13 protein-coding genes and 2 tRNA genes are annotated in these 12040 nt (G+C 67.2%); 6 read left to right on the forward strand and 9 right to left on the reverse strand.

What is annotated here, in order from left to right:
* Positions 1–14 precede the first annotated feature (14 nt).
* The 5 genes from AJAP_RS32820 (at position 15) to AJAP_RS32840 (ending at position 4258) form a co-directional block, all read left to right on the forward strand.
* Positions 15–692 (forward strand): sensor domain-containing protein, encoded by a 678-nt coding sequence (locus tag AJAP_RS32820; RefSeq protein ID WP_038518744.1) that lies wholly within the window; start codon positions 15–17, stop codon positions 690–692.
* Positions 689–1828, forward strand: coding sequence for a sensor histidine kinase (locus AJAP_RS32825; protein ID WP_038518746.1), 1140 nt, complete (start codon positions 689–691; stop codon positions 1826–1828). Before AJAP_RS32820 ends, AJAP_RS32825 begins: the two co-directional genes overlap by 4 nt.
* Before the next feature lie 52 nt (positions 1829–1880).
* Entirely contained in the window at positions 1881–2522 is a 642-nt protein-coding gene (locus AJAP_RS32830; RefSeq protein WP_038518748.1) for a response regulator transcription factor, read from the forward strand.
* A gap of 82 nt (positions 2523–2604) precedes the next feature.
* Positions 2605–2838: a hypothetical protein gene (locus AJAP_RS32835; protein ID WP_038518749.1), complete on the forward strand. Its 234-nt coding sequence runs from the start codon at positions 2605–2607 to the stop codon at positions 2836–2838.
* A gap of 94 nt (positions 2839–2932) precedes the next feature.
* A complete protein-coding gene (locus AJAP_RS32840) occupies positions 2933–4258 on the forward strand; it encodes an acyltransferase family protein (protein ID WP_038518751.1) in 1326 nt (441 codons plus the stop codon).
* Here the strand turns inward: AJAP_RS32840 and AJAP_RS32845 are convergent.
* The 8 genes from AJAP_RS32845 to AJAP_RS32880 form a co-directional block, all read right to left on the reverse strand.
* The gene (locus AJAP_RS32845; protein WP_038518753.1) at positions 4248–5144 is read right to left on the reverse strand and encodes an amidohydrolase family protein; all 897 of its coding nucleotides are present in this window, start codon (positions 5142–5144) and stop codon (positions 4248–4250) included. The two genes, AJAP_RS32840 and AJAP_RS32845, sit on opposite strands and share 11 nt — an antisense overlap.
* On the reverse strand, positions 5141–5623 hold the full coding sequence (gene smpB / locus AJAP_RS32850) for an SsrA-binding protein SmpB (protein ID WP_038518755.1): 483 nt from the start codon (positions 5621–5623) through the stop codon (positions 5141–5143). The genes AJAP_RS32845 and smpB overlap by 4 nt, the downstream gene beginning before the upstream one ends.
* A 52-nt stretch (positions 5624–5675) precedes the next feature.
* The gene (gene ftsX, locus AJAP_RS32855) at positions 5676–6569 is read right to left on the reverse strand and encodes a permease-like cell division protein FtsX (RefSeq protein ID WP_038518756.1); all 894 of its coding nucleotides are present in this window, start codon (positions 6567–6569) and stop codon (positions 5676–5678) included.
* A gap of 51 nt (positions 6570–6620) precedes the next feature.
* A complete protein-coding gene (gene ftsE / locus AJAP_RS32860; protein WP_005168409.1) occupies positions 6621–7310 on the reverse strand; it encodes a cell division ATP-binding protein FtsE in 690 nt (229 codons plus the stop codon).
* Positions 7311–7445: 135 nt separating this feature from the next.
* Positions 7446–8549, reverse strand: a complete 1104-nt coding sequence (gene prfB, locus AJAP_RS32865; protein ID WP_037345950.1) for a peptide chain release factor 2 — start codon at positions 8547–8549, stop codon at positions 7446–7448.
* A gap of 66 nt (positions 8550–8615) precedes the next feature.
* Positions 8616–9116: a PadR family transcriptional regulator gene (locus AJAP_RS32870; RefSeq protein WP_016331641.1), complete on the reverse strand. Its 501-nt coding sequence runs from the start codon at positions 9114–9116 to the stop codon at positions 8616–8618.
* Between the two features lie 279 nt (positions 9117–9395).
* Positions 9396–9469, reverse strand: a tRNA-Met gene (locus tag AJAP_RS32875).
* Positions 9470–9552: 83 nt separating this feature from the next.
* Positions 9553–10146: a TetR/AcrR family transcriptional regulator C-terminal domain-containing protein gene (locus AJAP_RS32880; RefSeq protein ID WP_038524336.1), complete on the reverse strand. Its 594-nt coding sequence runs from the start codon at positions 10144–10146 to the stop codon at positions 9553–9555.
* 147 nt (positions 10147–10293) lie between these two features.
* On the opposite strand from AJAP_RS32880, the gene AJAP_RS42620 reads away from it, so the two are divergent.
* Positions 10294–11940 (forward strand): FAD-dependent monooxygenase, encoded by a 1647-nt coding sequence (locus AJAP_RS42620; RefSeq protein ID WP_267284164.1) that lies wholly within the window; start codon positions 10294–10296, stop codon positions 11938–11940.
* Here AJAP_RS42620 and AJAP_RS32900 read toward each other — a convergent pair.
* A tRNA-Met gene (locus tag AJAP_RS32900) sits at positions 11900–11973 on the reverse strand. The two genes, AJAP_RS42620 and AJAP_RS32900, sit on opposite strands and share 41 nt — an antisense overlap.
* Positions 11974–12040 lie beyond the last annotated feature (67 nt).

The following is a 12040-nucleotide window of genomic DNA, read 5'->3' on the forward strand; positions in this document are numbered from 1 at the left end:
AGAGGAGCACGACCATGAGTTCGCTGGCGGCCGAGCGGGAGCTGAGCAGGTCCGATCCGTCGTTCGGCGGCTCGCTGGTCTACCTGCTGATGAACCTGCCGATGGGCGTCCTGGCCTTCGCGCTCCTGATGTCCTTCATCTCGGCGGGCATCGGCACGGCGGTCGTCTGGATCGGGTTGCCCGTCCTCGCGCTGGTGATCCTGACGGTCCGCGGCGCGGCCCGGATGGAGCGCGCCAGGGTGTACGCGCTGCTCGACCGCTACATCGACCTGCCGTACCTCCCGCTGCCCGTCGCCGGCCAGTCCGTGCGCTGGAAGGCACGCCTGAAGGACGGCTCGACCTGGCGCGACCTCGGCTACTTCTTCCTACTGTTCCCGCTCGGGATCGTCGAGTTCGTCCTGGTCACCGCGTTCTGGGCGACCAGTCTCGGCCTCGCCGGGCTGCCGATCTACTACCGCTTCCTGCCCGGCGGCGAATACCGCTTCCCGGCCTGGGACAACGCGTGGTTCACCGTCGATTCGACGGTCTCCGCGCTGCCTTGGGCGGCGCTCGGAGTGCTCTGCATCGCGCTCTCGGTAGCGTTGACGAAGGCGCTGGCCGGGATGCATGCCCGGCTCGCGGCGGCGTTGCTCGGGCCGACTCACGCCCAGCGCCGCCGTCTGGAAAATTCTTGGGGCGAGGTTCACGGATGACGATCGACCAGCAGGTACAGCAGGTGGGGATCCCGCGGCCGCGGCCGATGCGAACGATCGCCTACATGTTCGTCAGCTTCTTCTTCCGGCTGCTCCAGTTCATCCTCATCGTCGTCGGGCTGGCGGTCGGCATCGCGACCGCGGTGGTGTGGATCGGCTTCCCGATCCTGATGGCCACGACCAGCTTCATCCGCTGGTCCGCCGACCGGGAGCGGGGCTGGGCGCGGACGATGCTCGAAACCCCGCTGGAGCCGGTCGAGCGGCTCCCCCTCGAAGGACTTTCGCTGGTCAAGCGCTGGCTGACCCGCCTGACCGACGCGACGACCTGGCGTGACCTCGCCTACCTCATGGCGGCGTTCCCGCTGGCCTGCCTGGAGCTGCCGATCGCGATCGCGTCGATCGTGCTGCTGCCGATGGCGATCTGGGTGACCCCGTGGGTCGGGTGGCTGCACGGCAACCTGGCGTACTCGCTGCTCGGCCCGAACCGCGCCGCGAAACTGGAACAGAAGGCCGAGCGTCTGCAGGCGTCGCGGGCTCGCGGTGTCGACGCCGCCGAGGCCGAACGCCGCCGCATCGAGCGTGACCTGCACGACGGCGCCCAGCAGCGGCTGGTCGCCGTCGCGATGAGCCTCGGCCGCGCGAAGTCGAAGTTCGACCAGGACCCGAACGCCGTGCGCGAACTGATCGACGAGGCGCACCTCGACGCCAAGCTCGCGGTGTCGGAACTGCGCGATCTCGCCCGCGGGATCTACCCGGCCGTCCTCGGCGACCGCGGTCTCGACGCCGCCTTGTCCGCGCAGGCCGCGAAATCGCCGATCCACGTCGACGTCGAGGTGGACGTCGAGCCGCGACCGCCGGCCGCGGTCGAGACGACGGCCTACTTCATCGTCGGCGAGACGCTGACCAACATCGCGAAGCATTCGGGCGCGACCGAAGCGGGCGTGAAGGTGTGGCGCACCGAGTCGATGGTCATCGTCGAGATCACCGACAACGGGCACGGCGGCGCCGAAGTCCGGCCAGGTGGCGGCCTCGCCGGGCTCGCCGACCGCGCGGCCACGATCGACGGCGTGATCACCGTCGTCAGCCCGCCCGGTGGCCCGACGGTGATTCGCGCGGACCTGCCGTGCCAATGGTGACCCGCTCGTGAGTGAATAGGCTCTGCCATTCACTCACGACGCTGGGGGCAGCATGCGGGTTGTCATCGCCGAAGACGCGGTTCTGTTGCGCGCGGGGGTGATCCGACTGCTCGCCGACGAGGACATCGAGACGGTCGCCGCCGTGGACAACGGCGACGACCTGCTGGTCGCGGTCAAGGAGCACCGGCCGGACCTCGCGATCGTCGACGTCCGTATGCCGCCCACCTTCACCGACGAGGGCTTGCGTGCGGCACTGGGCGCTCGTGAGGCCGTTCCCGGCCTTCCGGTCCTCGTGCTTTCCCAGTACGTCGAAGAGAGCTACGCCGTCGAGCTGCTGTCCGGTGGCGCGGGCGGAGTCGGTTACCTGCTCAAGGAACGCGTCGCCGACGTCGGGGACTTCCTCGACGCGGTCAAGCGGGTCGCCGGCGGCGGCACGGCCATCGATCCGGACGTCATCGCGCAGCTCATGGCGCGGGGCCGCAAGAACCCGCTCGACGCGCTCACCGCCCGCGAGTCCGAGGTGCTGGGGCTGATGGCGCAGGGCCTGTCGAACACCGCGATCGCGAACTCGCTCGTCGTCTCGCACGGCGCGGTCGAGAAGCACATCGGCAACATCTTCTCGAAGCTCGGGCTCGAAGCGAGCTCGGTGGAGCACCGCCGGGTCCGCGCGGTACTCACTTACTTAGGACGCTGAAGTAGCTCTTGGTGGCGAAGCCGTCACTCACCTAACATGGGCAGACTGTTGGTGAGGAAACGAGCCGAGCCGAGGAGGCCCCATGACCGACCGGACCTCCCGCAGCGTCCGCTTCTTCGGCGGGCCGCTCGACGGCCGTGTCCAGGAACTCGGTGACACGGAGCCGATCGTGGGCACCGTCCTCAAACACGTCCATCTCCACGACGGGCCCAAAATCGAAACCCGGTACGAACTCGGCCGCGCCGAAGACGACTGCTGGGAGTTCCGGCTGTGCGCCGCCCCGCTCCCGGAGCCCGAGACCGACGGCGTGGGGTAGGGAAAACTCCACCTTCCGAGGGCGAAAACCCCGAAGATCGATACGGCGGCCCGCACCACTGTTTTCGCGGCCCCGAAGCACCAGGCTCTTTTCCATGCACACAAGCGGGAAACAGGGCCGGGACAGGTTCCTGGACATCGTCCGAGCGGTCGCGATCCTCGCGGTCGTCGTCCAGCACTGGGGTATGCCGGTGCTCTCCTACGCCGACGGCCGTCTCGCCACCGGGAACGCCCTCGCGACGCCCGGCTGGTGGATCATCACCTGGCTCAGCCAGGTCATGCCGCTCGTCTTCTTCGCCGGCGGCGCGGCGAACCTGATCTCGTTGAGCCGAGCGGAAAGTTCCCGTTCCTGGCTCGCGGCCCGTCTCAAGCGGCTGATGATCCCGGTGCTGCCGCTGGTGGCCGTCTGGCTGTTCGTCCCGGACATCCTGCGCGGCATGGGCGTTCCGGAGCAGCCGTTGCAGGTCGGCGGCGCGATCGCCGCCCAGTTGCTGTGGTTCCTCGCCGTGTACGTGCTCACCGTGCTGCTCACCCCGATGCTGGCCGCGGCACATCGCCGCTGGGGCCTGAAGGTCCCGCTCGTGATGCTCGCCGCCGCCGTACTCGTGGACGTCGCCCGCTTCAACGACCTCGGCCTGATCGGTTTCGCGAACGCCGTCTTCGTCTGGATGGCCGTGCACCAGCTCGGCTTCCACTACACGCAGGGACGTCTCGGGTCGCTGAGCCGCAACGCCGCGCTGGGCATGTCCGCAGCCGGTTTCGGTATCACCGCGCTGATGGTCGCCTTCGGCCCGTACCCGGCGAGCATGATCGGCATGCCGGGCGCCCCGGTGTCGAACATGAGCCCGCCGACCGCGCTGCTGGCCTTCCTCGCGATCGGCCAGATCGGGCTCCTGCTGGCCTTCAAGCCCCAGCTGAACGCCTTGGCCGCCCGGCCGAACCTCGACGCCGCCCTGAAGTGGATCGGCCCGCGGTTCATGAGCGTCTACCTGTGGCACATGCCGGCGCTGATCGTCGTCTCCGGTGTCGCGGTCTACGGCCTCGGTTACGAAACCCCCGAACCGGGTTCCGTGCTGTGGCTGACGATGCTCCCGGCCTGGCTCGGCGCCTGCGGGCTCGTGCTCCTCGGCCTGCTGCGGATGTTCGCCCGCTTCGAAACGCAGGGTTCCGGCCCCGCTTCGACCGCGCACACGCCTCAGCTCGTGGTGGCCGGACTGGCGATCGCCGGCGGGCTGCTCGGCCTCGCAGCGCACGGTTTCGCCCCGCTGAGCGATGGTCTGGCGCAGGGCCCGGCGCCGTGGGTGGCGCTGGCGACGGGCGGATTCCTGCTGGCGGGCAAGCAGATCCCGGTCTCGGAGCTGGGGACGCGGCTACTCGGCCGCGCCGTGTCGGTCACCGAGGTGGCACAGCTCAAACGCTGAGCAGTTTCGCGGGGGTGTCGTGCAGCACCGCCCGCAGGAACGGCTCACCCAGGCGATCGTCGGCTGCCCAGCCGGCGATCGCCTGCAGCTGTGTGGCGTACGAGTACGGGATGTTGGGGAAGTCGGTGCCGAACACGACGCGATCGGGGAATTCCGCCAGGAGGTCCTGCCAGTCCGGCGGGAGCGGGTTGCCGTGCGAAGTGAACTCCACCCCGACCATCGTGGTGTCGAGGTACACGCGCGGATACCTCCCGGCCAGCTCGAAGGCGAAATCGATCTCCGGCATGCCGGCGTGCGCGAGCACCAGCGTCAGGCGGGGATGCCGCACCAGGATCTCTTCGAACAGCCGTAGCCCGGTGTAGGCGCCCTTCAACGGACCGTGTCCACAGTGGACGACCACCGGGACACCCGCGTCCGCCAGCGCGCCCCAGACGTCGTCGAGGAGCTCGTCACGCGGGTCGTAGGCGCCGATCTGGACGTGCGCCTTGAAACACCGGGCGCCCGCGCGCAGCGCACCGTCCACAACGGACAACGCGCCGGGCTCCGGGTAGAACGTTCCGGTCGGCACCGCCTCCGGGACGCGTTCCGCGAACTCCAGCGCCCACGACGTCAGCCATGCGGCCATGCCCGGCTTGTGCGGATAGACCAGCGGCGCGAACCTGCGCACGCCGAACGAGCGCAAGGTTTCGACGCGTTCTTCCTCCGACGTGCGGTAAAGCACCGGCCAGGCCATGCCGTAGTGCTCCTCGGCCTGGTCGAAATAGGCCCACACCTTGTCCATGACGGGCTTCGGCAGGAAATGCAGGTGAAGGTCCACGAGCCCGTCGATGCCCAGCGCCGAGATCCAGCCGGGGATCTCGGCGTCCGACGCGGGCCCGTGGATCAATCGTTGTACCGGCCCTTGAGCGCCCGGCCCATGGCCCGGCTGATGGTGCGCTCCGCGTCCCGCTTGGCGATGTCCTGCCGCTTGTCGTAGGACTTCTTGCCCTTCGCCAACGCGATCTCGACCTTGACCTTGCCGTCCTTGAAGTACATCGACAGCGGGACCAGCGAAAGACCGCTCTCCTTGGTCTTGCCGATGAGCTTCTCGATCTCCTGGCGGTGCAGCAACAGTTTCCGGGTGCGCCGCGGCGTGTGGTTCGTCCACGTGCCCTGCACGTACTCCGGGATGTGCACGTTGCGGAGCCAGACCTCGCCGTCGTCCACCGTGGCGAACGCGTCGGCCAGCGATGCCCGTCCTTCACGCAGGCTCTTCACCTCGGTACCGACGAGCACGAGACCGGCTTCGTAGGTATCGAGGATGGAGTAATCGTGGCGAGCCTTGCGGTTCGACACGATCACCTTGTGTCCACGTTCCTTGGGCATAGCGGCGACTCTACGTGAGTTTCTGTGTTCGGGCAGGTGGTTATCGGGGCGGCTAGTGGCGCACGTACAGGCGCAGCGTCACGTAGCCGGTGATCGCCGAAATGACGATCGAAACTGCGAGCAGGATCGGCGCCACCGGGAACAGCAATTCGAGCATGCCGACCGCGGGGAACACGTCACCCGTGAGCACCAAGTCGAGCAACAGCACCTTGGTGAGCACCAGGAAGACGATACCGATGATGGCACCGACCAGGCCGGCGACCACCGCCTCCAGGAGGAACGGCAGCTGCGTGTACCAGCGGGTCGCACCGACCAGCCGCATGATGCCGACCTCGGTGCGCCGGGTGAACGCCGACACCTGGATCGTGTTGGCGATCAGCAGCAGCGCGGCGATGGCCATGATCAGCGCGGCGCCGAAGGCCAGGTTCCGCACACCGTTGAGCGCGTTGAACACGCGGTCCAGCGCCTTCTGCTGGTCGTCGACCTTGGAGACGCCGGGCTTGCCGGTGTACTCCTGGATGATCGCCTGGCTGCGCTCGGGGTTCTTCAGCTTGACGTGGAGCGACGCGGGCAGCGCCTCCGGCCCGGTGAGCGCGAGCAGTTCCGGCTGGCTCTCGAACATCTTCTTGAACCGCTCGTAGGACTGCTCGCGGTTCTCGAAGACGACCGACTCGACGCCTTCGTTGCCCTGCAGCTCCTGACGCAGCGTCTGGCAGGCGGACTGCGAGCAGTTCGGGTCACCCGCGCTGATGTCGTTGACCAGATAGACCGAAACCTCGACGTCGGCGAGGAAGTTGGCCTTCATCTTGTCGATCGTGCCGACGGCCAGGAGACCGAAGCCGAGCATGGCGAGGGAGACCGCGGTGGTGAGGATCATCGCGATGGTCATCGTGACGTTCCGGCGCAAGCCGGTGACTACCTCGCTGAAGACGAAACTGGCGCGCATCGGGGTTGATGTCCCTTGGAAGTCGTGGGTTACGGAGGAGGGCGGGGCCGGTCAGCGGCCGATGCCGTAGACGCCTCGGGCGTCGTCACGGATGACCTTGCCGAGCTGGAGCTCGACGACCCTTCGCCGCATCGAGTCCACGATCGAATGGTCGTGGGTGGCCATCAGCACCGTCGTGCCGGTGCGGTTGATCCGCTCCAGCAGCAACATGATGTCCTGGCTGGTGTCGGGGTCCAGGTTCCCGGTCGGCTCGTCGGCGAGCAGCACGAGCGGGCGGTTCACGAACGCGCGGGCGATCGCGACGCGCTGCTGCTCACCACCGGAGAGTTCGTTGGGGAGCCGGTCGGCCTTGCCGTCGAGGCCGACGAGTTCGAGCACCTCGGGCACGACCTTGCGGATCGTGGGGCGCGGCTTGCCGATGACTTCGAGCGCGAAGGCGACGTTCTCGGCGACGGTCTTGTTCGACAGCAGACGGAAGTCCTGGAAGACGCAGCCGATGGTCTGCCGCAGCCGCGGCACCCGGCGACGGGCGAGCTTGGCGACGTCGAAGTTGGAGACCATGACGCGACCCTTGCTCGGCACCTCTTCGCGCAGCAGGAGACGCAGGAAGGTCGACTTCCCGGATCCCGAAGGACCGATCAGGAAGACGAACTCGCCTTTGTCGATCTCGACCGACACCCGCTCAAGGGCGGGACGGGTCGAGGTCTTGTAGACCTTGGAAACCTCTTCGAGCCGGATCACGGTTCGGCATACTACCCATGCCCGCCGTTAAGCCCGGGTAGCCCGGTCCCGGCGGCCGAGCGAGCAAGGGACCTTTGCTATCACTCTCTTTCGGAAAGTGGTAGCAAAGGTCCCTTGCTCTCTCACGCAGGGTTGTTACGCGGCTCCGGACTGCTTGCGCCAGCGGATGCCGGCCTCCAGGAAGCCGTCGATCTCGCCGTCGAGCACGGACGACGGGTTGCCGACCTCGAACTCGGTCCGCAGGTCCTTCACCATCTGGTACGGGTGCAGCACGTAGGAGCGCATCTGGTTGCCCCAGCTGGAGCCGCCGTCCTTGAGCGCGTCCATCTCGGCGCGCTCCTCCTCCTTCTTCCGCTGCAGCAGCCGCGCCTGGAGCACCTTCATCGCGGCCGCCTTGTTCTGCAGCTGCGACTTTTCGTTCTGACACGAAACGACCACGCCGGTCGGGATGTGCGTGATCCGCACCGCCGAGTCCGTCGTGTTCACGCTCTGCCCGCCCGGGCCGGACGACCGGTACACGTCGACGCGGATGTCCTTCTCTGGGATGTCGACGTGGTCGACCTCCTCGACCTCGGGCATCACCTCGACGTGCGCGAAGGAGGTCTGGCGACGGCTCTGGTTGTCGAACGGCGAGATGCGCACCAGCCGGTGCGTGCCCTGCTCGACCGAGAGCGTGCCGTAGACGTACGGGGCGCTCACCTTGAAGGTGGCGGACTTGATGCCCGCTTCTTCGGCGTAGGAGATGTCGTAGACGTCCGTCGGGTAGTTGTGGCGCTCCGCCCACCGCAGGTACATCCGGAGCAGCATCTCGGCCCAGTCGGCGGCGTCGACACCGCCCGCTTCGGACCGGATGGTGACCACGGCGTTCCGCGGGTCGTATTCACCCGACAGCAGGGTGCGGACCTCGAGCCCGTCGATGTCCTTGGTGAGCGCCGTGAGCTCGGACTCGGACTCGGCCACACTGGCGGAGTCGCCCTCGGCCTCGGCCAGTTCATAGAGGACGCCCAGGTCGTCGAGCCGCTGCCGCAGCTCGGAAATGCGTCGCAGCTCACTCTGCCGGTGGGACAACTGGCTGGTGACCTTCTGCGCCGCTTCGGGGTCGTCCCAGAGGTTCGGGCTGGATGCCTGTTCCTCCAGCTCGGCCACCTGGGCACGCAGCGCATCCAGGTCCATCACCGACTCGATCTGCGTCAGCTTGCCGGCCAGGTCCTTCAGTGCCGCATCGAACTCATCACTCACGTCGGCCAAGGTTACGGCAAAACCCACGACCGGTTGCGGGGAACCGGCCGTGGGCACCTGTCCGGGTCAGGACTGGGGGATGGAATCCAGCAGTTTCAGTGCGGCTTTGGCCTGCGCCTGAGCGAACTCGGCGACCGCTTTGGCGTACGGGCCGTCGGCGGCCTTGGTGGCGGCCTTGGCCTCGTCGAGCTGCTGCGTGTAGCTCGCGCGGGCCGATTCGAGCAGGGTCGCGCGCTGCTTCACCGTCAACGAACCGGCGTGCACGAGACGGAGGATCAGCGGGCTGCGGAGGTGGTCAGGACCGGCTTCGGAGGACAGCCACGTCTTGAACGCCTTCTTGCCCGCCGCGGTGATGAGGTACTGCTGGCTCGACCGCGGCCCCTGCTTGCCGAGGCGGACGAGGCCCTCCTTCGACAAGGCGGGGAGCTCCCGGTACACCTGGCTGCGAGTCACGCTGAAGAAGGCGCCGAAACGCTCACCCGCCCCCGCGACCAGTTGCCCGCCCGTGGCGGGACCGTCGTGGAGAAGACCGAGCAGTGCGGCGGCTGTTGCATTCAATTCGGACACGTCCTCTACGGTCCCACTTTTCGGAACCTGTGTCCACTGTGGTCAACACATCTGTCCATTGTGGCTAGTGATATGCGCTCATTCGGCCCAACGCACTACGCCTGTCCACAATGGACCGAACACGCTACGCAACCGGCCTTCGCCACGGACAGCGGTACGCGTCCCCCGCCCCGACCAACGACGGGGAGTGATCGCCCCGGAGGGCGCACAGGCGACGGAACCGGAAAACGAAGAAGCGCGGATCTGCGATTTCCGCAGATCCGCGCTTCGTTTTCACAGTAGCGGGGACAGGATTTGAACCTGCGACCTCTGGGTTATGAGCCCAGCGAGCTACCGAGCTGCTCCACCCCGCGTCGTTGTGTTAATAGATTACACGGGGCCCGGACCGGGTTTCACGGGGGTGCCCTTAACTTCCCAAAAGGCCTTTGACCTGCCTTTATGGCGCGACTTTGTCATCCAGCCAAGCGAAGGCGCCGTTGAGCACCATGGTCAGCCCGTCGCCGAACCTGCCTTCGACGTCCTCGTCGAAGACCCACGCGGTAGGCGTCACGTCGTAACGCGGGTCCCGTTCGCCCGGAACCGGATAAACGGCCTGTTCTTCGATGGTGAAACCGATGACATAGGTGTAGACGGTGAACAACGCTCGTCCGGCCAGGTACGGTTCGAGCCCCGCGTCGACCCGACCCTGCAGCGGATTGTCACCGAGCAGACTGTCGTCGGTCAGGAAAGTCCCGGCGAAGACCTTCGCGCCGTCACGGTAAGCGAGCATCATCCGGCGCAAGGCCCGTGCCGCCAGCTCGAGAGATTCCCGCTCCCCCATACCTTCCGGCACACGACCCGGCATCGCGTCCGCGTACATCCGCGTCGCCATCTCGTCGAGCAGCTCCTGTTTGTTCTTCATGTGCCAGTACAACGCGGGCGCCTTGACCCCGAGCTCCTGCGCGATCAGGCGGAGCGTCAGCCCGTTGAGCCCGACGTCATTGAGCAGCCGAAGCCCGGCGCGGGCGATGTCCTGCCTGGTCAGACCCACTTTCATCCCTCTTTCCAGCGGAAGCGCCTTGACAATTTAACAATGTTAAGGGCACGCTGGGCGTCGGTCAATTTAACGTCGTTAAGGAGTGGTATGAACAACCTGGGGACGGACGTGGTCGTGGCCGGCGCCGGGCCGACGGGGCTGATGCTTGCCCACGAACTCGCGCTCGCCGGTGTCGATGTCGTGGTTCTGGAACGGCTTCACGAGCGCACGGGACTGTCGAAGGCGCTGAACCTGCAGCCGCGCACGGCGGAAATCCTGCAGCTGCGCGGACTTCTGGACGGCGCCGAGGAACGTTCGTTCGCGACGGTGCGAGACGGACATTTCGCGATGATCCCGGTCGGCTACGACGGCTGGGACACTCGTTTCCCTTTCCAGCTGGGGATTCCGCAGGCACAGGTGGAGGAGTACCTGGAGGAACGGCTTGCCGCACAAGGAACGAAGGTGATCCGAGGCGCCGAAGTAATCGATTTCGTGCAGGACAAGGACTCTGTCTCTGTCCGGTACCGAACAGACAGCGGCGAGAACGTGCTGTACGCGAAGTTCCTCGTCGGCTGCGACGGCGCTCGAAGTGTTGTACGCAAAGGACTCGGCGTGGACTTTCCCGGAGTGGACGGTGAAGGTTTCGGCGTGGTCGCGGACGTCCTGTTCGACAGAATCCCTGACGGCGCGCAAAAACAGTGGCGAACGATGCGGAACACCGGCGAGCCGACCGGTGCGACCACGTTCAAAGGCCTGATTCCGTTGGGAGAACCGGGTCTCTACCGCTTCGTGTACGGCGACAGGGCCTCGCGGCCTGCGGACCTCCGGGCCGCCGTCTCCCACGACGAAGTCCGGCGAGCGCTGCTGGACTCGTACGGTGAGACAGCGAAGGTGTCGGAAATCCGGTGGGCGTCACAGTTCTCCGACGCCGCGCGGCAGGCGGAGCACTACCGCGCCGGGCGGGTGCTGCTGGCGGGCGATGCCGCGCATATCCATTTCCCGGCCGGCGGCCAGGGGCTGAACCTGGGCGTGCAGGACGCGATGAATCTGGGCTGGAAGCTCGCCGCGACCGTGCGCGGCTGGGCGGGCGACGACCTGCTCGACACCTACGAGGCCGAGCGGCACCCCGTCGGCGCTCAAGTGCTGCACAACGTCGCCGCTCAACTGGGGCTGACTCCGCGGTCTCATTCGTCTCGCGCGCTTCGTGCCGTTTTCGCCGACCTGGCCGCGCTGCCCGAGGTGAGCAAGCACCTGTCGGGCATGGTCTCGGGCCTGGGGATCCGCTACACGACCCACGGGACCGCGCATCCCGCGCTCGGCTCGCGGCTGACCGATGAGGACGTCGCGACCGAAGAGGGCCCACTGCGCCCCAGCACACTCTTCCGCGACGGCGCCTTCGTGCTCCTGACGACCACCCCGGCCCACATCGACGCCGCCCGGGCCCACGCCCGCTCGCCGCGCCTGACCACCCAGCTGGTCACGTCCCTGCCGTGGCCCGCCACTGAAGCCGTCCTGTACCGCCCCGATGGCTATGCCTGCTGGACCGCCCCCGCCCCGCCCCCGCGCGGTAGCAAAGGTCCCCCGCTCCCCCACCTGGTAGCAAAGGTCCCCCGCTACCACCGTCACCCTGGGCACCGAGGCGACCCACTCACTCCGGGGGTCCAGGGGGCGGAGCCCTCCTGGCGGGGGTCCGGGGGTTCGACCCCCGGGACAAATGCGAAGGAGGCCCGTATCTGCGTTTTCCGCAGACACGGGCCTCCAACCTCTGTAGCGGGGACAGGATTTGAACCTGCGACCTCTGGGTTATGAGCCCAGCGAGCTACCGAGCTGCTCCACCCCGCGTCGTGACACCTACCTTACGCCTGCGTTTCGAGCAGGCGCAAAGCAGGTGCCCTTTAGGTAAGCGACG

The organism is Amycolatopsis japonica (assembly GCF_000732925.1).
Lineage (GTDB): Bacteria > Actinomycetota > Actinomycetes > Mycobacteriales > Pseudonocardiaceae > Amycolatopsis > Amycolatopsis japonica.